The sequence below is a fragment of the Bradyrhizobium sp. Gha genome, assembly GCF_900113735.1.
In the GTDB taxonomy this organism is placed as follows: domain Bacteria; phylum Pseudomonadota; class Alphaproteobacteria; order Rhizobiales; family Xanthobacteraceae; genus Bradyrhizobium.
This window is the reverse complement of the sequence record NZ_FOQM01000012.1, coordinates 52,834-73,056: the sequence shown is the minus strand read 5'-3', so window position 1 is coordinate 73,056 and position 20,223 is coordinate 52,834. Positions and strand designations below refer to the sequence as shown.

General features: G+C 64.4%; 22 protein-coding genes. 17 read left to right on the top strand and 5 right to left on the bottom strand.

Translation table 11 applies throughout. The features are described 5' to 3' along the window. The first annotated feature begins 26 nt into the window (after positions 1-26). The 7 genes from BM222_RS16895 to BM222_RS16865 all read left to right on the top strand — a co-directional run bounded on the left by BM222_RS16895 (position 27) and on the right by BM222_RS16865 (position 7,651). On the top strand, positions 27-1,409 hold the full coding sequence (locus tag BM222_RS16895) for a pyruvate dehydrogenase complex E1 component subunit beta (protein WP_092229436.1): 1,383 nt from the start codon (positions 27-29) through the stop codon (positions 1,407-1,409). 3 nt (positions 1,410-1,412) lie between these two features. Then, a complete protein-coding gene (locus BM222_RS16890; RefSeq protein ID WP_092229434.1) occupies positions 1,413-1,715 on the top strand; it encodes a DUF5076 domain-containing protein in 303 nt (100 codons plus the stop codon). A gap of 32 nt (positions 1,716-1,747) precedes the next feature. Continuing rightward, positions 1,748-2,170: a nucleoside deaminase gene (locus BM222_RS16885; protein WP_456705294.1), complete on the top strand. Its 423-nt coding sequence runs from the start codon at positions 1,748-1,750 to the stop codon at positions 2,168-2,170. Positions 2,171-2,231: 61 nt separating this feature from the next. Continuing rightward, positions 2,232-3,578: a pyruvate dehydrogenase complex dihydrolipoamide acetyltransferase gene (locus BM222_RS16880; RefSeq protein WP_092229429.1), complete on the top strand. Its 1,347-nt coding sequence runs from the start codon at positions 2,232-2,234 to the stop codon at positions 3,576-3,578. 151 nt (positions 3,579-3,729) lie between these two features. Next, entirely contained in the window at positions 3,730-5,151 is a 1,422-nt protein-coding gene (gene lpdA, locus BM222_RS16875; RefSeq protein ID WP_092229427.1) for a dihydrolipoyl dehydrogenase, read from the top strand. Between the two features lie 228 nt (positions 5,152-5,379). After that, positions 5,380-6,621 (top strand): threonine synthase, encoded by a 1,242-nt coding sequence (locus tag BM222_RS16870; RefSeq protein ID WP_092229425.1) that lies wholly within the window; start codon positions 5,380-5,382, stop codon positions 6,619-6,621. Between the two features lie 58 nt (positions 6,622-6,679). Next, the gene (locus BM222_RS16865; RefSeq protein WP_092229423.1) at positions 6,680-7,651 is read left to right on the top strand and encodes a tripartite tricarboxylate transporter substrate binding protein BugD; all 972 of its coding nucleotides are present in this window, start codon (positions 6,680-6,682) and stop codon (positions 7,649-7,651) included. Between the two features lie 12 nt (positions 7,652-7,663). On the opposite strand, the gene BM222_RS16860 is transcribed toward BM222_RS16865, so the two are convergent. The 3 genes from BM222_RS16860 to BM222_RS16850 form a co-directional block, all read right to left on the bottom strand. Further along, the gene (locus BM222_RS16860) at positions 7,664-8,050 is read right to left on the bottom strand and encodes a response regulator transcription factor (RefSeq protein ID WP_092229421.1); all 387 of its coding nucleotides are present in this window, start codon (positions 8,048-8,050) and stop codon (positions 7,664-7,666) included. Positions 8,051-8,144: 94 nt separating this feature from the next. Beyond that, positions 8,145-8,816: a response regulator transcription factor gene (locus BM222_RS16855; protein WP_092229419.1), complete on the bottom strand. Its 672-nt coding sequence runs from the start codon at positions 8,814-8,816 to the stop codon at positions 8,145-8,147. After that, positions 8,813-10,795, bottom strand: a complete 1,983-nt coding sequence (locus BM222_RS16850; RefSeq protein WP_092229417.1) for a PAS domain-containing sensor histidine kinase — start codon at positions 10,793-10,795, stop codon at positions 8,813-8,815. The genes BM222_RS16855 and BM222_RS16850 overlap by 4 nt, the downstream gene beginning before the upstream one ends. 1,054 nt (positions 10,796-11,849) lie before the next feature. Here BM222_RS16850 and BM222_RS16840 point away from each other — a divergent pair. Together BM222_RS16840 and BM222_RS16835 are read left to right on the top strand one after the other, a co-directional pair. Further along, positions 11,850-12,038, top strand: a complete 189-nt coding sequence (locus BM222_RS16840; protein ID WP_092229412.1) for a hypothetical protein — start codon at positions 11,850-11,852, stop codon at positions 12,036-12,038. Next, the gene (locus BM222_RS16835; protein ID WP_092229409.1) at positions 12,035-12,376 is read left to right on the top strand and encodes a hypothetical protein; all 342 of its coding nucleotides are present in this window, start codon (positions 12,035-12,037) and stop codon (positions 12,374-12,376) included. The genes BM222_RS16840 and BM222_RS16835 overlap by 4 nt, the downstream gene beginning before the upstream one ends. A 77-nt stretch (positions 12,377-12,453) precedes the next feature. Here the strand turns inward: BM222_RS16835 and BM222_RS16830 are convergent, their stop codons facing one another. Further along, positions 12,454-14,637 carry a lytic transglycosylase domain-containing protein gene (locus BM222_RS16830; protein ID WP_092229406.1) on the bottom strand — a complete coding sequence of 728 codons (2,184 nt, stop codon included), beginning with the start codon at positions 14,635-14,637 and terminating at the stop codon, positions 12,454-12,456. A 322-nt stretch (positions 14,638-14,959) separates the two neighbouring features. On the opposite strand from BM222_RS16830, the gene BM222_RS16825 reads away from it, so the two are divergent. The 8 genes from BM222_RS16825 to BM222_RS16790 all read left to right on the top strand — a co-directional run bounded on the left by BM222_RS16825 (position 14,960) and on the right by BM222_RS16790 (position 19,668). Next, entirely contained in the window at positions 14,960-16,696 is a 1,737-nt protein-coding gene (locus BM222_RS16825; RefSeq protein WP_092229404.1) for an adenylate/guanylate cyclase domain-containing protein, read from the top strand. A gap of 106 nt (positions 16,697-16,802) precedes the next feature. Continuing rightward, positions 16,803-16,994 (top strand): hypothetical protein, encoded by a 192-nt coding sequence (locus BM222_RS16820; RefSeq protein ID WP_092229402.1) that lies wholly within the window; start codon positions 16,803-16,805, stop codon positions 16,992-16,994. Positions 16,995-17,222: 228 nt separating this feature from the next. Next, complete coding sequence (locus tag BM222_RS16815; protein ID WP_092229401.1) at positions 17,223-17,435, top strand: hypothetical protein; 213 nt, start codon at positions 17,223-17,225, stop codon at positions 17,433-17,435. A 262-nt stretch (positions 17,436-17,697) separates the two neighbouring features. After that, entirely contained in the window at positions 17,698-17,955 is a 258-nt protein-coding gene (locus BM222_RS41135; protein ID WP_177243268.1) for a hypothetical protein, read from the top strand. A 119-nt stretch (positions 17,956-18,074) separates the two neighbouring features. Beyond that, a complete protein-coding gene (locus tag BM222_RS16805; protein ID WP_092229399.1) occupies positions 18,075-18,296 on the top strand; it encodes a hypothetical protein in 222 nt (73 codons plus the stop codon). A gap of 84 nt (positions 18,297-18,380) precedes the next feature. Further along, a complete protein-coding gene (locus BM222_RS16800; protein ID WP_244547171.1) occupies positions 18,381-18,686 on the top strand; it encodes a hypothetical protein in 306 nt (101 codons plus the stop codon). 3 nt (positions 18,687-18,689) lie between these two features. Then, on the top strand, positions 18,690-18,890 hold the full coding sequence (locus BM222_RS16795) for a CbtB domain-containing protein (protein WP_092229395.1): 201 nt from the start codon (positions 18,690-18,692) through the stop codon (positions 18,888-18,890). A 10-nt stretch (positions 18,891-18,900) separates the two neighbouring features. Further along, entirely contained in the window at positions 18,901-19,668 is a 768-nt protein-coding gene (locus BM222_RS16790; RefSeq protein WP_092229393.1) for a CbtA family protein, read from the top strand. Positions 19,669-19,744: 76 nt separating this feature from the next. Here BM222_RS16790 and BM222_RS16785 read toward each other — a convergent pair whose 3' ends face one another. Beyond that, positions 19,745-20,179: a hypothetical protein gene (locus BM222_RS16785; RefSeq protein WP_143105988.1), complete on the bottom strand. Its 435-nt coding sequence runs from the start codon at positions 20,177-20,179 to the stop codon at positions 19,745-19,747. Positions 20,180-20,223 lie beyond the last annotated feature (44 nt).

The window sequence follows — 20,223 nt, the reverse complement described above, 5'->3', positions numbered from 1 at the left end:
CGCGCAAGCTTTTCCTTGGAGTCGATATGCCAATTCAAGTGCTGATGCCCGCGTTGTCGCCCACGATGGAAAAGGGCAACCTCGCCAAATGGCTTAAAAAAGAGGGCGAGACGATCAAATCCGGCGACGTTATCGCCGAGATCGAGACCGACAAGGCCACCATGGAGGTCGAGGCGACCGATGAGGGCACGCTCGGCAAGATCCTGATCCCCGAGGGCACCGCCGACGTTGCCGTGAACACGCCGATCGCGACGATCCTCGCCGACGGCGAAAGCGCGGCCGATCTTGCCAAGGCGCCTGCACCGGCTGCGAAGGCTGCCGAGTCGGCGCCGCCCGCCGCCGCCAAGGCCGAAGCGCCTGCGCCCAAGGCGGCACCCGCGCCGCAGGCCGTCGCCGAGCCCGATCCGGAAGTGCCCGCCGGCACCGAGATGATCACGCAGACCATCCGCGAAGCGCTCCGCGACGCCATGGCCGAAGAGATGCGCCGCGACCCTGATGTCTTCGTGATGGGCGAAGAGGTCGCCGAATATCAGGGCGCCTACAAGGTGACGCAAGGCTTGCTCCAGGAGTTCGGTGCGAGGCGCGTCATCGACACCCCGATCACCGAGCACGGCTTTGCCGGCGTCGGCGTCGGCGCGGCGATGACCGGCCTCAAGCCGATCGTCGAGTTCATGACCTTCAACTTCGCCATGCAGGCGATCGACCAGATCATCAACTCCGCGGCCAAGACGCTCTATATGTCCGGCGGCCAGATGGGCTGCTCGATCGTGTTCCGCGGCCCCAACGGCGCGGCCGCGCGCGTCGCCGCCCAGCACAGCCAGGACTACTCGGCCTGGTATTCGAACGTCCCTGGCCTCAAGGTCATCGCGCCGTACTCGGCTGCCGACTACAAGGGGCTGCTCAAGGCCGCGATCCGCGATCCCAATCCGGTGATCTTCCTCGAGAACGAGATGCTCTACGGCCACACCGGCGAGGTCCCGAAGCTCGACGATTTCGTGATCCCGATCGGCAAGGCGCGCATCGTGCGCCCCGGCAGCCATGTCTCCATCATCTCCTGGTCGAACGGCATGACCTATGCGCTGAAGGCTGCCGACGAACTCGCCAAGGATGGCATCGAGGCCGAGGTGATCGACGTGCGCACGCTGCGTCCGATGGACACCGAGACCATCATCAACTCGGTCAAGAAAACCGGGCGTGCCGTCACGGTGGAAGAGGGCTGGGCCCAGAGCGGCGTCGGCGCCGAGATCGCCGCGCGCATCATGGAAAACGCTTTCGACTATCTGGACGCGCCGGTCGCACGCGTCTCCGGCAAGGACGTGCCGATGCCTTATGCCGCGAACCTGGAGAAGCTCGCGCTGCCTTCGGCGGCGGAAGTGGTCGAGGCCGCCAAAGCCGTCTGCTACAGGTAGGCCATGGTGGGTCCGAAGGAGCAGCCATTGCCGCCCGACGTCATCGCCCGCGACGATGCGGTCGAGATCCTGCGCGTGTTCGTGCTGGACGGCGGGCTGTCGATGGCCTTCCAGCGCGCCTTCGAGGAGCCCGACATGTGGGGCCTCCTGCTCGTCGATCTCGCCCGCCACGCCGCGCGCGCCTATGCGCGCGAGAGCGAGTATACTGAAGAGGATGCGCTCGGCCGAATCCTCGACATGTTCCAGGCGGAGATCGAGCGTCCCACCGACACCGGCACCACGACGCCGCGCGGCAAGGGACACTGACCGTGGTAGTCGCAGCCCACCATTACGATTTGATGCTGGAAGCGATCCGCGAGGCGGAGGCCTCGATCGCGCAGGGCGGCCTGCCGATCGGCGCCGTGTTGACGCGCGACAACAAGGTCATCGCGCGCGGCCACAACAATCGCGTGCAGGAAAACAATCCGATCCTTCATGGCGAGATGAGCTGCCTGCGCGAAGCCGGCGCGATCTCGTTCCATGACACCGTCATGTACACCACGCTGTCGCCATGCTCGATGTGTGCCGGCGCGCTCGCTCTGTTCAAGGTCAAGCTCGTGGTGATCGGGGAATCCGTCACCTTCGAGGGATCCAAGGACATCCTCGACAAGTTCGGGATTCCCTGGATCGATCTTGCCGACGATCGCTCCATCACCATGATGAAGAATTGGCGTTCCATCCCTGCCAATGAGCGCCTGTGGCAAGGCGACATCGGCAACTAAACCTGGTCTGTTCGTCCTCGTTCCGGGGACGACGTTTTGAGAAGTTCTTCGTGAGGTCAGCATGCCTATCAACATCCTGATGCCCGCTCTTTCGCCAACGATGGAGAAGGGCAACCTCGCCAAGTGGCTGAAGAAGGAGGGCGACAAGGTCAAGTCAGGCGATGTCATCGCCGAGATCGAGACCGACAAGGCTACCATGGAGGTCGAGGCGATCGACGAAGGCACGCTCGCCAAGATATTGGTGCCCGAAGGCACGCAAGACGTGCCGGTCAACGACATCATCGCGGTGCTCGCCGCCGAGGGTGAGGATGTCAAGACCGCTGGCGCCGCCAAGCCCAGCGCGGCGGCCGCGCCTCCAAAGGCCGCCGAAGCTCCCGCTGCCGCGCCTGCGCCTGCCGCCGCGCCCAAGGCTGCGCCGGCACCTGCTGCCCCCGCGCCGCAGGCTGCTGCACCTGCCGCACAGGGCAACGGTCACGCCGGCCGTGTGTTCTCATCGCCGCTGGCGCGCCGCATTGCCAAGGAAGCCGGCATCGATGTCTCGATGGTCACAGGCACCGGCCCGCATGGTCGTGTCGTTGCGCGCGACGTCGAGCAGGCCAAGTCGGGCAAGGGCCTCAAGGCGCCCGCCGCGGCACCGTCCGCCGGCGCGCCCTCGATCGCGCCGACCATGTCGGACAAGCAGATCCTGTCGCTGTTCGAGCCCGGCTCTTACGACATCGTCCCGCATGACGGCATGCGCCGCACGATTGCCCAACGTTTGACCGCGTCGATCCAGAATGTCCCGCACTTCTATCTCACCATCGACTGCGACCTCGGCAAGCTGCTCGCCGCGCGCGAGGAGATCAATGCGGCTGCTCCCAAGGACAAGGAGAAGAAGCCGCTCTACAAGATCTCGGTCAACGACTTCGTCATCAAGGCGATGGCGGTGGCGCTGCAGAAGATCCCGAACTGCAACGTCAGCTGGACCGAGTCAGGCATGGTGAAGCACCATCACTCCGACGTCGGCGTTGCCGTGGCGATGCCGGGCGGCCTGATCACACCGATCATCCGCAACGCCGAGACCAAGACGCTCTCGACCATCTCCAACGAGATGAAGGATTTTGCCGCGCGCGCGCGCTCCCGCAAATTGAAGCCCGAGGAATACCAGGGGGGCACCACCGCGGTGTCCAATCTCGGCATGTTCGGCATCAAGGACTTCACGGCGGTGATCAACCCGCCGCATGCCACGATCCTTGCGGTCGGCACCAGCGAGGAGCGGCCGGTGGTGCGGAGCGGCAAGATCGAGATCGCAACGATGATGAGCGTGACGCTGTCCTGCGATCACCGCGCCATCGACGGTGCGCTCGGCGCCGAGCTGATCGGCGCCTTCAAGCAGCTGATCGAAAACCCCGTCATGATGATGGTGTGACGAGAAATTCGCGTCGTCATTGCGAGCGAAGCGAAGCAATCCAGGACGTGACCGGCAGACTGGATTGCTTCGTTGCAAGAGCTCCTCGCCAAGAGCTGCTCGTGATGACGGTCTCGAACGTTAAGGCCGGTTGGAGCGAGAACGAGCGTACATGGCCGACACATCCTTCGACGTGATCATCATCGGCTCGGGCCCCGGCGGCTACGTCACCGCGATCCGCGCCGCGCAGCTCGGGTTCAAGGTCGCGATCGTCGAGAAATCCTATCTCGGTGGCATCTGCCTGAATTGGGGTTGCATCCCGACCAAGGCGCTGCTGCGCTCGGCCGAGATCTACCACTACATGCAGCACGCCAAGGATTACGGCCTCTCGGCCGAGAAGGTGTCGTTCGACCCGAAGGCCGTGGTGCAGCGTTCGCGCGGCGTTTCCAAGCGGCTGAACGACGGCGTCGGCTTCCTGATGAAGAAGAACAAGGTGAGCGTGATTTGGGGCGCCGCCTCGATCGACGCGCCCGGCAAGGTCACGGTGAAGAAGTCCGACGTCGAGGGGCCGAAGGGTTCGCTGGGCGAGGGGAGCTATCAGGCCAAGCACATCATCGTCGCCACGGGCGCGCGGCCGCGCGTGCTGCCGGGGCTCGAGCCCGACAAGAAGCTGATCTGGACCTATTTTGAAGCGATGGTGCCGGAACGGATGCCGAAATCGCTGCTGGTGGTCGGCTCCGGCGCGATCGGCATCGAGTTCGCCTCGTTCTTCCACACCATGGGCTCTGAGGTCACCGTCGTCGAAGTTCTGCCGCAGATCCTGCCCGTCGAGGATGCCGAGATCGCCGGTCTCGCACGCAAGCGACTCGAGAAGCAGGGCATCAAGATCATGTCCTCCACCAAGGTGACGAAGCTGGAGAAGAAGGCCGACAGCGTCGTCGCCACCATCGACGACGGCAAGGGCAAGCCTGTTACCACTGAGTTCGAACGCGTGATCTCGGCCGTCGGCGTCGTCGGCAACATCGAAAATCTCGGCCTGGAAAAGCTCGGCGTCAAAACCGACCGCGGCTGCATCGTGATCGACGGCTACGGCAAGACCAACGTTCCCGGCATCTACGCCATCGGTGACGTCGCCGGCCCCCCGATGCTCGCCCACAAGGCCGAGCATGAGGGCGTGATCTGCGTCGAGGCGATCAAGGGCCTGCATCCGCATCCCATGGACAAGAACCTGATCCCGGGCTGCACCTATTGCCAGCCGCAGGTCGCCTCGGTGGGCCTGACGGAAGCCAAGGCCAAGGAGAGTGGCCGCGAAATCCGCGTCGGCCGCTTCCCCTTCGTCGGCAACGGCAAGGCGATCGCGCTCGGCGAGGACCAGGGCCTGGTCAAGGTGATCTTCGACAAGAAGACCGGCCAGCTGCTCGGCGCCCACATGGTCGGCGCCGAAGTGACCGAGCTGATCCAGGGCTATGTCGTCGCGATGAATCTGGAAACGACGGAAGAAGAGCTGATGCACACGGTGTTCCCGCATCCGACGCTGTCGGAGATGATGAAGGAAGCCGTGCTGGATGCGTATGGACGGGTGTTGAATATCTGACGGGCGAGGGCGGCGGCGCCGCGCTCCTTCAGCAGTTCCGTCATCCTGAGGTGCGAGGCCAGCGGTGCTGGGCACCGTTGGCAGAGCCTCGAAGGATGAGCGGCCGAGATGCAGCAGCCGGGCTCGTTGCCCTTCGAGGCTCTTCATACGGCGCGTTGCGCCGCATGAAGAGCGCCTCAGGGTGACGGTCAGACAGCGAAGCGACAGAACAAAAGAAGGGAAGATCCCATGCACGACAATGACAACCTGACCATCGAGCGCCCGACCTTCGTCACGCATCTCGAATGCGCGATGGAAGGCGATCATTACGCGGCGGACCAGGTCCACAACCTCTCCAAAGCCGGCAAGCCGCTGCTCGTGCGCTATGACCTCGCGGGCGTGAAGAAGGCGCTGACCAAGGATGCGCTGAAGGAACGTCCCGCCGACATGTGGCGCTATCGCGAGCTGCTGCCGGTGCGCAAATGCAGGGACATCGTCTCGCTCGGCGAAGTCACCACGCCCCTGATCCGGCTGCCCAAGCTGGCTGCGAAGCTCGGTGGTGGCGAGATCATCGTCAAGGACGAGGGGCGCCTGCCGACGGGCTCGTTCAAGGCGCGCGGCCTGGTGATGGCGGTGTCGATGGGCAAGGCGCTCGGTATCAAGCATATGGCGATGCCGACCAACGGCAATGCGGGCGCGGCGCTCGCGGCTTACGCGACGTCCTGCGGCATCAAAACCACGATCTTCTGTCCGGCCGATACGCCTGAAGTGAACGTCAGCGAGATCGAGCTCCAGGGCGCGACCGTCTACCGTGTCAACGGTTATATCGACGATTGCGGCAAGATCGTCGGCGAAGGCAAGGCGAAGGTCGGCTGGTTCGACACCTCGACCTTGAAGGAGCCGTACCGCATCGAAGGCAAGAAGACGATGGGCCTGGAGCTTGCCGAGCAGCTCGGCTGGGACGTGCCGGACGTGATCTTCTATCCGACCGGCGGCGGCACCGGCCTGATCGGCATGTGGAAGGCGTTCGATGAACTGGAGAAGATCGGCTTCATCGGATCGAAGCGCCCGCGCATGGTCGCGGTGCAGGCCTCGGGCTGTGCGCCGATGGTCCGCGCCTATGACGCCGGCACGGAGCATGCCGCGCGTTGGGAGGATGCCCATACCATCGCCTCTGGCATCCGCGTGCCGCAGGCGATCGGCGACTTCCTGATCCTGCGCGCCGTGCGCGAGAGCAAGGGATTTGCCATTGCCGTCGACGACGACAAGATCTCGTCGGCGCTGAACGAGGTCGCGCGCGAGGAGGGGCTCTTGCTGTGCCCCGAAGGTGCCGCGACCTACGCCGCCTACAAGGACAGCCTTGCCGATGGCCGCGTCTCGAAGGGTGATCGCGTGATGCTGTTCAATTGCGCCACCGGCCTGAAATACCCGCTGCCGCCGGTCACCCGCACGCTCGATCGCCACAAGCCGATCGACTACACGCAGTTCTAGAGCTTCTCCCTCGCACCGCTTGCGGGAGAGATGAAGAAGAATCGCTGCGGAGGAAACGATGAAAAAGGCCGTCTGTGCTGCGCTGATCGGGCTTCTCGCTCTGGCCGGCGTCGCGCGCGCCGACGATTATCCGTCGCGTTCCATCACCATCATCGTTCCCTTCGCGGCCGGCGGCCCGTCGGATGCGATGGCACGCGTGCTTGCCGAGCGGATGCGCCAGTCGCTCGGCCAGGCCTTGGTGATCGAGAACGTCACCGGTGCGGGCGGCTCGATCGGGGTGGGGCGTGCCGTGCACTCGCCGCCCGATGGCTATACCATCTCGTTCGGCCATCTCGGCACCCACGTCGCCAACGGCGCCGTCTACAAGCTCAATTACGACCTCGTCGCTGATCTCGAACCCGTGGTGCTCTTGCCGAGCAACCCGATGATCGTGGTCAGCAAGAACGCGGTACCGGCTAAATCCCTGAAGGAGCTTTTGGACTGGCTGAAGTCGCGCCCGACGCCGCCGACGGCCGGCACCGCGGGCGCCGGCTCCGGCAGCCACATCGCCGGCGTCTATCTTGAAAGCGTCGCTGGCATCAAGCTGCAATACGTGCCCTATCGCGGCACCGCGCCCGCGCTGAACGACCTCATCGCGGGCCAGATCGACATCATCGTCGACCAGACCTCCAACTCCATCAACCAGGTCCGCGCCGGCACCATCCGCGCCTATGCCATCACCGACGACAAGCGTCTCGCCTCGGCGCCCGATATCCCGACCGCTGACGAGGCGGGTCTGAAGGGCTTCAACATGACGTTGTGGTCGGGCCTGTGGGTGCCGAAGGGCACGCCCAAGGAGATCGTCAGCAAGCTCAACGCGGCCGCCGTGGAGGCGCTGAACGATCCCGGCGTGAAGAAGCAGCTCGAAAGCCAGGGCCTGGAGATGCCGCCACAGGATCAGCTCACGCCGGAAGCGCTCGGTGTCAGGCAGAAGGCGGAGATCGCCAAGTGGTGGCCGATCATCAAGGCGGCGAACATCAACGTTGAATGAGCGGCCGGAACGTCACTCCGTGCTAGTCTTACCCGCCGCCAGCGCCTGCTCCAGGCATTGCATCAGATCCGCAGCGACGAACGGCTTACCCAGGAAACAGGTTGCCCCGGCTTTGAGCGCACGCATGCGAACGCCCTCATCGGGGAAAGCCGTGATCAGGATGAACGGCGTAGCCGAGCCCTGCGCGCGCATCTGCGTCAACAGATCGATTCCAGTCTTCGACGGCATCTGCACGTCGGCGACGACGCAGGAGGTGCGGCTGGAATGGGCGGAGCTCAAAAATTCTTCGGCGGAAGCGAATGTGTGGACGACATAGCCGCGCGATTCCAGGAGATTGTTGATCGCCGCCCGCACGTAGGGGTCATCGTCTAGCACTGAAATGATCGAAGCAGCTGGCAAGACGTCCGCTCCTCGCCCGGGATTAGCTTGCCGTCCCTACGGCGGTGCCTCACCACGCAAGGTGGACCCGTTACTCATAGTTGCATACTCATACTTAGGTTTGTACGTTCGACCGGCCGGGTCCGATTCCGAGCGCCTCGCTCATTCTCACGAGGTCGGCCAGGGACTTCGCCCCCATTTTGCGCATGATCTGGCCCCGATAGATCTTGACGGTGATCTCAGCCAATCCGAGCTCGGCGGCCACTTGCTTGTTCATCAGGCCCGAGGTCACCAGTGCCAATACGTCCCGCTCCCGCGAGCTGAGTGTCTCGAAACGCGATTTGACGTTCGAAACCGTCTTGTTGAGATCGCGGCGCTTGCGGTCCCGCTCGATCGCGGCCTGGACTGCGTCCAGGATGTCCTGATCGCGGACCGGCTTGGTCAGGAAATCGATCGCGCCGCCTTTCATGGCCCGAACTGTCATGGGAATATCGGCATGACCGGTAATGAAGATGATGGGCGTGTGGATATTGGCCTTGGCAAGATCGGACTGCAGCTCGAGGCCGCTGGCCCCGGGCAGGCGAATGTCGAGCACCAGGCAACTGGGTACCTGTGGCGGCTTGGCCTGAAGGAGCTGCGGCGCCGAGCCGAACGCTTCGACCTTGAGGCCGACGGACTCGAAGAGGTTGGTGAGCGCACGGCGCATCGACACGTCGTCGTCGACGATGAAGACGATTGGCTGATCGCCGTCCTGCGGCGGCGGCGAAGGCTCCGCGCGCTCGGTCACGATGTTTCCTCTCGATGGCGGGGCAGGCTGATCCGAAAAGTCGCGCCGCGCTCCTGGTTCGGTGCTGCGGAAAGGCGTCCGCCATGAGCCTCGATGATGGAGCGACAAATCGACAAGCCCATGCCCATGCCGGATGACTTTGTCGTAAAGAAGGGCGTGAACAGGCGGTCTATCGTCTGTTCAGAAATGCCGGTGCCGCAGTCGGCGACGCTCAACAACACCGCCCCGTCTTCGGCGGCCGCCGAGTGGATGGCCAGTTCGCGCGGGCGATCATCGACGCCTTCCATGGCCTCGATGCCGTTCATGATCAGGTTGATCAGGACCTGCTGCAGTTGGATACGGTCGCCAAAGATCTTGGGCAGGACGGACGACAGCTCCATTCGCACCGACACGGCGTGGCTGGCCATCTCGCGCTGAACGAGCGCGACGGCCTCGCGCACCACCGCGTTGGCGTCGAGTGGAACCATCTCGATGTCGGTCCGCTTGGCGAGAGCCCGAACGTGACGGATCACGTCGCTTGCACGCGTGCCGTCCTCGATGATCCATTCCAGGGAGCGGCGGGCCGCTTTGAAATCGGGCGGACTCCGCTGCAGCCAGGTGAGGCAGGCATCGGCATTTGCGATCAGTGCGGCGAGCGGCTGGTTGATTTCATGGGCGATCGAAGCCGTCAGCTCGCCCAGCGTCGTGACGCGCGTTACATGGGCGAGCTCGGCTTGCGCCTTGCGCAACGCCTCTTCGGCCTGATCGGCTCGGATCGCCGCAGTGATGTCGGTGCAGACGCCACGGTAGCCCAGAAAAGCACCGTCGGCGTCGAAGAACGGCTTGCCGCTGGTCCGGACGTAGATCGGCTGTCCGTTGCGGTCCCTGCTGCGATACACCAGGTCGCGGAACGGGAGGTGGGCGTCGAGCGCGGCCCGATGTTGCCGCCATTTTTCGGGTTCGAGATCCGCGTCCGGAGCGATGTCCCAACGCGTAAGCCCGATCAGGCCCGCCGGCATCGCGACGGAATCGGTGTGTTCCGATATCAGGGTGACGCGGTGGTCTGGCCCCGTCTCCCAGAACCAGTCGGATGCGGTTTCGGCATAATCGCGAAAGCGCTGCTCGCTCTCGCGCAGCCTGCGCTCTGCCTCTTTGGTCGCGGTGATGTCGCTCACCGAGCCCACAAACCCCACGTGACCGGCGGAATCTCGCGTGGCGCGGGCCACCGCTCGAACGTACTTGATGGAACCATCGGGCATCAGGAGCCGGTATTCGTGGTCGTAGTCCTTTCCCTCGCGCGCCGCCCGGCCCGTGGTCAGTTGCACGTCGAGCCGGTCCTCCGGATGGATCCGCTCGAGCATGACCGGGATCTTCGGCTTGGAGTTCTCATCGCAGGCGAAGATGCGATACGTCTCCTTGGACCACGTGATCTCGCCGGTTGCTGCGCTCCAGCCGAAACTACCGGTGTGGCTCAATTCCTGCGCCTGGGCGAGATAGGCTTCGCTCTGTTGCAGAGCATTCTCCGCTTCCTTGCGCGCCGTGATGTTCTCGCAGGCGACCAGCACGATGGGTCCGCCATCGGCCCGCAGCATGGTCTTGGCGTTCTCGCGCACCCAGAGCACCGAGCCATCCTTGCGAACTTTCCGGATTTCCCAGGTGTGGGATTGATCGACCGTCTCGAGACACAGTGCAACACACGCGCGGACAAAGTCGCGATCTTCGGCGAAGAAGACATCCAGCACCGATCGGCCGATCAGCTCTGCGGCCGTATAGCCCAGTTCCGCCGCGCCGAACGTGTTTACGTTGACCACAGTTCCTGCCGGATCGACCATGAAGTACATGACCGGATTGTGCTCGAAGACTTGCTGCCACTGCTTGACGGCCTCCAGCAAGTCGCCATCGGGTTTGGTATGCGGCTTAACGGCGACAGTTTGCCTGACGCAGCCGACAAGGAATTGCGCGGCCGACTTCCCGAACGTTGCTGCCCGCCCATTCTTCATCGCAGACGCTCCCGCCGCTCTCTGCGTGCACATAAGTAGAGCACGTTGCCGCCAGAGGGGCAATTCCGGCCAGAGCCCGATGGCCATTACGACGCTTGCCCCGTCGTCCCGTTGGCGCTTCGCCATCGCGGCACATCAGCTAAGCCGCGTCAGCAGGATTCTCACGGTCACCGTGCAGCCGGAGCATCGTGCGCCGTCTCGTTGAACATGAACGAGCGCGGAAGCCCCGGGCGACTACGGACAAACCTACGTATAGCTCCTCCAACCCTAGTCATGCCGGTCATTTACCTCCGTACAATTGAGCGCTTCGTGGCCAGCGGACTAACCTCACGACCAATCGGGGAATGTCGATCAGCCAGTCGCAAGCGGGCGTAACGGCAAGCAACAAAGGGAGACAACAATGTGTGATGCATCCGTACTTCCTGAGGTTGGCCAATCCGAGTGCAGACCGTGCTCTTCAGCCAAAGGCTGTGCGGTGTGCGGCGGCAAATTTGGTTTGATCCGCTACTACTCGTGGCGCACTGCGCTCTGTTCCAAGAAGTGCGTCGACCGCTTCCGCACACGCCGCGAACGCGACCGCCGGTGGTTGTTTCGAGCTCAGTGCGCGTGAGGCTGAACTGGAAGAGCTGACATCGTTCCGCAGGCCTGATCCGGGAGCCCATGCCTTGAACCGCTCATGCAAGCTCCTGTGCTCGATCGTTCTCTTGTGCTCCACCGCGACAATCCAGGCGCAGGAGACGGGAAACGGTGCTGTTCATCGCCAGCATCCACCCCAGGACCAGGCGCTGCACGAGAAGTTCTATTCGACCTGGCGCATGCCTGATAACCCGAGTCTCAGTTGCTGCAACAGCGCTGACTGTTATCCGACCGACATCAAATACGTCGACGGCCAGATCTATGCGCGGCGCAGGGAGGACGGAAGATACATCCCGGTTCCGCCGCAAAAAGTCGAGCGGAACAGGGATAATCCGGACGGCCGAAACCATCTTTGCGCCCCACCGCCGGCTCTGTCTCCGTTGGACAGCGTCTACTGCTTCGCTTTGGGAGGTGCGACATGAAATTCGCCTTCGTGCTGGTGAATGGCCGGACCCCGTCTCGGCAGACTTGGTGCATGCAGTGCTGCGAGGCGATCAGCGGCAGCTATCTCCGCGATATGGCGACCCGTCTGCCGTATTGCGATTATCGGTGCTACACGTTGTTCTGCGAGACCTTCGCGGAAGATCGCGTGAGGGCGGCGTCATGAAATTCGTGCTGGTCAATCACGAGCCCCCGTCAAGCGCGGCGACGTGCAGCACATGCTCGCGGTTGATCCAGTCAGGCTACGTTCGTCACGCGCGGACACAGCTGCGTTACTGTGACTACGATTGCTATCGGCGCGGCGAACACGCGACGCTGTTGATGCCGTGGTGGATGCCTGGGCGCAAAGGACCGGCTGCCTTGAACATGATCGAGTTGTTGGCGGTCCTGAGTGCCGTCTCATGCTGGAGCTGCACGATGCTGGGCTGGACCTTCGCGAGAGCCTTGGCCGGCGCATATCTGGACGGTCGCGATCTGATCACGACGGAGGGAGGTGACACCTAGCTGCGCGACTGCACTCGCGTGGAAGCCGCAGCAACGCAATCTCGGAGGGCGCCGGCGTCCAGCCCCGGCGGCGTCGACTAGGGAGCGGGTGCTGCGGCAGCCACGGGGGCTGTTGCGCCGATTTCGTGCGTCACCACGCGCTGGTCGCTCTTGCCGGCGACCATGCCGTTGCCCTCGAACCGCGCGCGGTAGACCAGCACGTTCTCCATCACGCGCTGGACGTAGTTGCGCGTCTCCGAAAGCGGAATGCGCTCGACCCAGTCGACCGGATCGACCCTGGGATCGCGCGGGTCGCCGTGCGCCTGCACCCATTCGCGCACGCGGCCGCGGCCGGCATTGTAGCCGGCGAAGGTCATGATCTGGTTGCCGCGATATTCCGATAGGAGCGCGCTGAGTTCTGCTGCGCCCATCTGCGTGTTGTAGACGGGATCGGAAACCATCCTGTCCCAATCAAAGGTCACGCCGAAGCGCTTTGCGGTGTCGCGGCCGGCCTCCGGCGTAACCTGCATCAGGCCGACGGCATTGGCAGCCGATTTGTCGCGCTGGTCGAACGAGCTCTCGGTGCGCGCCACCGAATAGATCACGCTGGTCTCGATCGCGGGCGCGACCTGCTTGTGCTCGGGGATGCCGATGGTCGGGAAGGCGTAATGGTCGAGCGCGAGCCCATGTGCGAGCGCCGACTTGCCGACCTCCAGCATGACGCGCGCATCGTTATGTCGTCTGGCGAGCTCGCCGAGCGCTTCGAGCGCCGAGACGTCGGTGCTCTCCTTGGCGAAATCCTCGGCATAGTAGACCACCACGTCGCGCTCGCCGATGCCGTACAGCATGTCGGCGGCTCGCACGCGCTCGTCGGCCTGAGGGGTGTCGGCTGCGGCCAGCACGGGTGAGGGCGCGCGCAGCTCGATTCCGTCGAGGCCGAGCCTGGCGCGGGCGAGCTGGCCGTAATAGGCGGTCGAATAGCGCGCGGCGGCCTTGTAGCTCATGCGCGCATCGGTCGTGGCCCCCATGGCTTCGGCCGCACGGCCGCGCCAGTAATGGGCGCGCGACAAAGCAATCGGATTGGCGGAGCCTTCGTCGATCGCCGCGAAATGCGCCATCGCGGTTTTGGGATCGTCGAGATAGCGCAGCGCAATCCAGCCGCACATGAAGTGATAGTCGACGCGATAGACCTCCTTCTCCGGCACCGCGGCCGTTCGTACCACGTCGTAGGCGGTTTTGAATTTGCCCTGGTCGAGCAGTTTTCGCGCCAGCAGGCGCCTTTCGCGCCACCACGCGTCGGTGTCCTGATCCGCCATCGTGTCGGGCGCGGCTGCGAGGATCACTTCGGCCGCATCGTCGACGTGGTCCTTCTGGAGATGCCATTGCGCCCGGCACAGGACATAGCCGAGGTCGCGGCGTGCGTCGGCTGGCACGTCCTCGAGATAATCCTTGGCCTTGTCGGCCTTGCCGTTGACGGCGGCGCAGGCCTTGACGATCGCGAGCGCGCCGTCGCCGAGACGTTTTGCGGCACGCCGTGCGCCGGCGTAATCCTTGGCCCCGAGGCGCATGTCCATGCGGGCGCGATGATCCTCAGAGGTCAGGAGATCGTGGAAGGCTTCGTAAGAATCTTCCTCACTGCGTTCGGACAGTTCCTCCGAGCGCCAGGCCTCGCGCACGAGACGCGCGGCCCTGACGCTGTCGCCCTCAGTGATCAGCACGCGCGCGAGCGCGAAATTGCCCTTGGCGCTGATCGGCCGGTCCATCGTGAAGGCGTGCACGGTGGCGGCGTCGCTCTTCTCCTGCCACAGCCGCGCCTCGGCGCGTTTGCGCAGCAGCGCAGCACTCGGCCAGTCCGGATTGGCGGCGAGGAAGGCGGCGTAACGCTTGAACGGCGCAGTGCTCTCGGAATGGCGCAGCATGAACCAGTCGGCGAGCTTTTGTCCGGCGGGATCGGCGATGCGGTCGCGGGCCGCGCCTGCGTCATCGGTCTTGCCCTTGCGCGCGAGGTCGATGGCGTCTTTCAGCGCGGCGAGGTCGCCCGTCAGGGCCGGCGGCGCCGGCTTGTCGGCGGGCTCGACCTCCTGCTTCTTCGACTTGCGCTTGGCCTCGGCGTGTTTGCCGTGCCTGCTGCCGGCGGCATGGCGCGGCTTGCCGGCCTTCGCCTCATGCGTTTTCTTCGACGCGGATGATTTGTGGCTGCTCTTTGCCGCCAGCTCGGTGGGAAGGAGGGCCAAAGCGGCCACGGCAACGACACACGCGAGCGAGCGTAGGCACTGGTTCATTCGATGGTCCCCCTGCGAAACCACTACAAACCAAGGTCCGCGACGACATGCGGCTTGAGAATCAAAAACGACACCAAAACGATGCCACGACATCGTTTCGCATTGATCACGCTGCCGCAACAATGCGGCAAAATACGGATTGGAACTTGGGAACCGCGCATACGCGAAGGGGCGGCGGCTTTAGCCTTTGTTAACGATCGGGCCTCGCGCCACGGTTGCGGGTGCCTCCCAGCGCCGCGAGCGCCTCGATTGCGCGTGTTCCCCGGGGGAAATCCGGTGTATTGAGTTCCCGGACCAGTTTTTCAGCCTTTGCCCACACCTCATGCCGCTTTTCAACCAGTCGATCCGGCGCAAGATCGTCGGCATCGCCCTCGGATTGATCGTCCTGATGCTCGTCACCTCGATCCTGTCGATGGTGATGTCGAGCCAGGTCGGCATCCTCCTGGACGAGCTGACCAACCGCTACATACCGGCCTATGGCGATCTGGCGCGCGCCAATATCCGCTCGCTGGAGCGCGCGCTGGCGTTGCGGCGGATGGTCATGGTGAAGATGCAGGACTCGACGGACGAGGAGGCCTATGCGGCGCGCCTCAAGGAGTTCGAGGAGGCCGACCGCAAGATCGAGGAAGAGAGCTCGGCCGCGCAAAAGCTGATCAACGCGATCATCGACGATCCCAGGACGCCGTCGGACAATGCCGCGCTGGCACGGATCGACACCCGCATCGAGACCGCCGTCCACGAACTGCGCCAGGGCATGAATGAGGACCACGCCAAACTCCTCAAGCAGATCGAGGCCAAGCAGATGGTGGAGGCGCGCAGCACGCTGGAGCACATCGATGCGCTGCGCGATCAGTTCAACCAGAGGATCGACGCGACACGCGCCGACATGCTCAAGCAGGTCTACGCGAGTACGTCGACGGTGGTCCGCCACCAGCGGCAGGCGATCATCATCTCGGGCATCGTGACGCTGCTCGCAGCCGTCGTCGGATTTGCCTTTGCGCTGCTCGTCTCGGGCGGCATCACCCGTCCGGTGCGGCTGCTGCTCGCCGGTGCCCGCGAGGTCGAGGCCGGCCGCTTCGACAAGAGCATCACCGTCTCGACCCAGGATGAGATCGGCGAACTCGCGGCGGCCTTCAATCGCATGATCGAGCAGCTGCGCCACAACGAGCGCATTCGCGAGACCTTTGGCCGCTACATCGATCCCAAGGTGGTGCAGGGCCTGATCGACAAGCCCGAAGTCGCCATCGACGGTCAGCGCAGGGTGATGACCATCATGTTTTGCGACATGAGCGGCTTCACCTCGATGAGCGAGGGCATGACCCCGCGCGGTCTCGTCAAGGTGATGAACCACTATTTCACCGTGATGTCCGGCCCTATCAGGCACAACCGCGGTGTGATCGACAAATACATCGGCGACGCCATCATGTCCTATTGGGGCCCGCCCTTCATCGAGGAGGACGAGCAGGCGCTGCTCGCGGGTCTCTCGGCGATCGACATGGCCGATCAGGTGCCGGCGCTGCAGAAGCAACTCCCGGATCTGCTCGGCATCCGCTCCATGCCGGTACCCTGCGACCTGCGCATCGGCATTGCCACCGGCGAGGTCCTGACCGGCAGCATCGGCTCCGAGCTGATGATGAGCTTCACGGTGATGGGCGACGCCGTGAATCTCGCCTCGCGCCTGGAGGCCGCCAACAAGGTCTACGGTACGCGAATCCTGATCTCGCAGGCCACGGCCGAGGCGATCGGATCGCGGCTCGAATTGCGCGAGATCGATCGCCTTGCCGTGGTGGGACAGAGCACGCCGCAGCCGGTGTTCGAAGTGATGGGCCGCGCGGCTGCACTTGCTTCGGCGCAGGAGAGCCTGCGCGCGCGCTACGCTGAGGGCCTTGCCGCTTATCGCGCGCGCCGCTTCGACGACGCACGCACCGCGTTCAACGCTGCGCTCGAGAGCATCCCCGGCGATGGCCCGTCGCGCGCGATGCTCGCGCGCACCGCGCAGTTCGAGACCAGTCCGCCGGCGGCCGATTGGGACGGCGCCTGGCGCATGGACAGCAAATAGCCGTCGGCGCCGTGAATAATTGATTCTACCCTATAACGATGTTCGCCGTGACGTAATTTCCGGGCTTAGGTTTGTCGTCCCTAAGGCGTTTGATGGGGATACGCCGATGACAGAACATGAGGACAGGCTGGAGCGGTTCGAGACGCTCACCGCCGAATGCGAGCTGATTGCCAAGCTCGCCACCGACAGCAAAAAGCGCGAATTCTACCTGAGGCTCGGCGAGCAGTACCGCCAGCTCGCGGTGGACATGCGCCAGGCGATCGCGACCAAGGCTGCCGCTGAAAAAGCCGCCGCTTGAAAACGCTGCCGCTCGAGATAGCCCAGGGTTCCCGGCTGAGCGAGGCGCGATGCGGGCTTCCGTCTGATCGCAAGAAGTCCCCGGTCGCAATCCGTTCTTAATAATTGAGCTGCATCCTCGAGGGGAAGCAGGGAGCCGCGCAGTGCGGTTCCCGGCGGTGGGAATGCCTGGGGCAAGGTTGCCGTGCAACGTTGCCACGAACGTTGCTCGTTTGATGGTTTGCATCCCATGCGTCTGTTGGCGGTGATCTTGTTTGCGTTCATGACGGCAGCCTGCAACCAGGAGCAGGACGTCACGGGCTCGACTCAGATTTGTCCGATGCGCAGCTACGGCTCCTACAATCCCCGCGACATGAACCAGTGCGTTGCCGCCTGCAAATCGTGCGACCACGGCAATACGGTCACGTGCACCACGGCCTGCACGCTGAGGGGCGCGCACTGAGGTGCACGGCGCACCGCGCAAGCATCGTTACATGCCGGGGAGGTCGAGCACGACGCGCTGGCGTTGCTCGTCTATGCCGTCGTGGCTTGCACATCGCGGCAACACTCTGGCAGGCGCTGGTGATGCGCGATGGAACGTGGCGCGATGTGGCCGCGACCGGGGAACAGCGACCGCTGAGTGCGCCCGGGGCGGTGCCAAGACACCGGAACGATTTGCATGGGTTAATCATTAGAAAAGGGGGCCGGACACGGAGTCCTATGGAATGGGTATGCTCGATCCCGGTCGGTTTCTGGTGTCTTGCTCGCAGTGTGCGGCATGGCCGATGGCGGCCAATGTGAAACGGACGAGCTGGTCGGCCCAGCCGCATGAGGTGCGTTTCGTCTGTCCACGCTGCCGACGCGAAGAGACCGCCATCATCTCCGCCTCCGGTGAGCTGACCCCGATCAAGCGCATCGACGTTCCGCCGCGTGACGTCACCGCGGCCTGGACCCAGGCGCAGCGACCAAGAGGGCGAGCATAGCTCGGCCGTCTCGGGTCTAGATCACCCGTCCCGGCTCAAGAGGACGAGCATGGGTTTTGGAACGCGGCTACCCCTCGGGGCGTTTCTGCCCTGACAGCAAACGCACCGGGACTGGGCGCATGATCAGCGAGCATTTCGACACCCGCACACGGATCAACATGAAGCTGGCGCTGGACCGGGTCTGCCGCCATCGCCCCGCTGGCGAGGATCGTGGCTTCCGCAAATTGGTGGCCGAAAACATCATCCGGTGTGCGCTGACGGGCCGCACCGGCATTGGCCAGCTCGTGGATGCCGGCGAGCGCGCCAAGATCAAGGCGCGCGCGGAGCGGGGGCGGCCCTGATTGCGCCCTGGCGGAATTCGTCGATGCTTGTGATAGCGTTGTCGCCAGGAGAAGATCCGTGGTGCGATTATCCGTGGTGCTCACGTGGCGCGCGACAGCTTGAGCAGCGAGGTGCATTGGCGCGACGATATCGCCTCGCTGGTCTTTGCCGTCACCGGTCATGGCGCGATCTGCGCCGTCCATCGCGGCGCGTTCCGGACGCTGTTGGGCGCCGAGCCCACGCCGCAGGCCTGTCTCGGCTATTTCCAGCGGTTTGAGCTGGCCTTCCGGGCCGCGGCCGCCAGCAAGATCGCCCGCAGGGGCATTTTGCCCGGAACAAGTCTGCATCTTACCAGTCGCGATATCGCCCGGAAGCTGCTACAAGACGCCCAAATCGCCGATGGAGAATAGATCATGAGCCAGTCCCAGCTCGCCAACGCCACGACCCCGGTCACGCTTCCGGTCGCCGCCGGGCAGGTGGGACGGCTGTCTCAGGCTGTGATGGCCATGGTGCTCGGCGTGTTCGTCATCGGGATGGTCGGCTTCTCGCAGATCGACGTCGTCCACAACGCCGCCCACGACGTGCGCCACTCGAACGCGTTCCCTTGCCACTGACCGCGATGGGATGAGCACGTTTCGCTCGATCGTCTTCGCGTCGGTCATATCAGGCCTCATCGTCGGTCTCATCGTCACTGTCGTCCAGCAGTTCGGCACCGTCCCCCTGATCCTGAAGGCGGAAGTCTTCGAGAAGGCGGCAGAGACGCACCAGCATGAGGCGACGCCGCAGCCCGCTGCGGCTGGTCATGACCGCGCCGGTCACGACCATGCGGCGCACGAGCATGGCGCCGGCGACCACGACCATGGCGCCGGGGCGTGGGAGCCGCGCGACGGTTTTGAGCGCAACGCCTATACCGCCGCCGCCAACGTCCTGACCGCGATCGGATTTGCACTGCTGCTGGCGGGCTTCTTCGCCCTGCGCAGCGGCGCCACCGGGGCGAGCGTCCGCTGGCACGAAGGCCTGCTGTGGGGCCTGGCGGGCTTTGCAGTCTTTACCCTGGCGCCTGGCGTCGGCCTGCCGCCCGAACTCCCCGGCGTGCCGGTCGCGCCGTTGCTGTCGCGCCAGATCTGGTGGCTGGCGGCCGTGCTGGCGGCGGCAGGCGGGCTCGCCCTGATCGCCTTCCGCCGCTCGGTGCCGGCGGCGATATCAGGCGTGATCCTGCTGATCCTGCCCCACCTGATCGGCGCACCTGATCTCGCCAATATCGAAACCAACGTGCCGTCGTCGCTGTCGCATCAGTTCGTCACCGCGGTGACGGTGACGAGCCTGGTGTTCTGGACGCTGCTCGGCGGTCTGACCAGCGCGATGTTCGCGCGTTTCGATCAACGCGCCTGAAGCTTGCGAGCCATCGCCGGAACGCGATTGTCGTCCTGGCCGTCTCGACAAAGCCGAACGGTGGTGCGGCCGTCCATCAGCCGGCCAGCGGCTTCGGCTTCTTGGCAACGCCGAGCGCGTGGAAGACGGCCTGTTCCATCACCGGCCACAGCGCAGCCGTCGCCGTCAGCACGGTCGCCGCGCACATCGCTGCCAGCACCCCTGCGCGGATCTTCAGGCCCGTCATTCGCCATCGCCACACGATCCAGCTCCATGCGCCGAGCACGACCGCGATCGAGAGTATTGTCATCAGGCCATGCGCATGGTCGAGCACGGCGATCAAGCTTCCCGCGGTGGCGAGCACGACAGCGGGCAATGTGAAGGGCAGCACGCAGCATGCCGTGCAGGCTGTCGCGACAACAGCGGTTACAACCGCCGTGCCCGCGGCCCTGCCGCCGCCGGACTTGGCCGCGCAGCCGCATGCGGGCGACGCCTCGGAGGGTAGGCCGCAAGACGGTCCAATAACGCTCATGTGATTCTCCTCATGCTTGTGCGTCTCGGACCCGATCGCTACGC

Bases quoted from the DNA above. Each gene is read 5' to 3' on its own strand.
- BM222_RS16895 (WP_092229436.1), top strand. From the start codon at position 27: ATGCCAATTCAAGTGCTGATGCCCGCGTTGTCGCCCACGATGGAAAAG.
- BM222_RS16890 (WP_092229434.1), top strand. From the start codon at position 1,413: ATGGTGGGTCCGAAGGAGCAGCCATTGCCGCCCGACGTCATCGCCCGC.
- BM222_RS16885 (WP_456705294.1), top strand. From the start codon at position 1,748: ATGCTGGAAGCGATCCGCGAGGCGGAGGCCTCGATCGCGCAGGGCGGC.
- BM222_RS16880 (WP_092229429.1), top strand. From the start codon at position 2,232: ATGCCTATCAACATCCTGATGCCCGCTCTTTCGCCAACGATGGAGAAG.
- lpdA (WP_092229427.1), top strand. From the start codon at position 3,730: ATGGCCGACACATCCTTCGACGTGATCATCATCGGCTCGGGCCCCGGC.
- BM222_RS16870 (WP_092229425.1), top strand. From the start codon at position 5,380: ATGCACGACAATGACAACCTGACCATCGAGCGCCCGACCTTCGTCACG.
- BM222_RS16865 (WP_092229423.1), top strand. From the start codon at position 6,680: ATGAAAAAGGCCGTCTGTGCTGCGCTGATCGGGCTTCTCGCTCTGGCC.
- BM222_RS16850 (WP_092229417.1), bottom strand. From the start codon at position 10,795: ATGAAGAATGGGCGGGCAGCAACGTTCGGGAAGTCGGCCGCGCAATTC.
- BM222_RS16840 (WP_092229412.1), top strand. From the start codon at position 11,850: ATGAAATTCGCCTTCGTGCTGGTGAATGGCCGGACCCCGTCTCGGCAG.
- BM222_RS16835 (WP_092229409.1), top strand. From the start codon at position 12,035: ATGAAATTCGTGCTGGTCAATCACGAGCCCCCGTCAAGCGCGGCGACG.
- BM222_RS16830 (WP_092229406.1), bottom strand. From the start codon at position 14,637: ATGAACCAGTGCCTACGCTCGCTCGCGTGTGTCGTTGCCGTGGCCGCT.
- BM222_RS16825 (WP_092229404.1), top strand. From the start codon at position 14,960: ATGCCGCTTTTCAACCAGTCGATCCGGCGCAAGATCGTCGGCATCGCC.
- BM222_RS16820 (WP_092229402.1), top strand. From the start codon at position 16,803: ATGACAGAACATGAGGACAGGCTGGAGCGGTTCGAGACGCTCACCGCC.
- BM222_RS16815 (WP_092229401.1), top strand. From the start codon at position 17,223: ATGCGTCTGTTGGCGGTGATCTTGTTTGCGTTCATGACGGCAGCCTGC.
- BM222_RS41135 (WP_177243268.1), top strand. From the start codon at position 17,698: ATGGGTATGCTCGATCCCGGTCGGTTTCTGGTGTCTTGCTCGCAGTGT.
- BM222_RS16805 (WP_092229399.1), top strand. From the start codon at position 18,075: ATGATCAGCGAGCATTTCGACACCCGCACACGGATCAACATGAAGCTG.
- BM222_RS16795 (WP_092229395.1), top strand. From the start codon at position 18,690: ATGAGCCAGTCCCAGCTCGCCAACGCCACGACCCCGGTCACGCTTCCG.
- BM222_RS16790 (WP_092229393.1), top strand. From the start codon at position 18,901: ATGAGCACGTTTCGCTCGATCGTCTTCGCGTCGGTCATATCAGGCCTC.
- BM222_RS16785 (WP_143105988.1), bottom strand. From the start codon at position 20,179: ATGAGCGTTATTGGACCGTCTTGCGGCCTACCCTCCGAGGCGTCGCCC.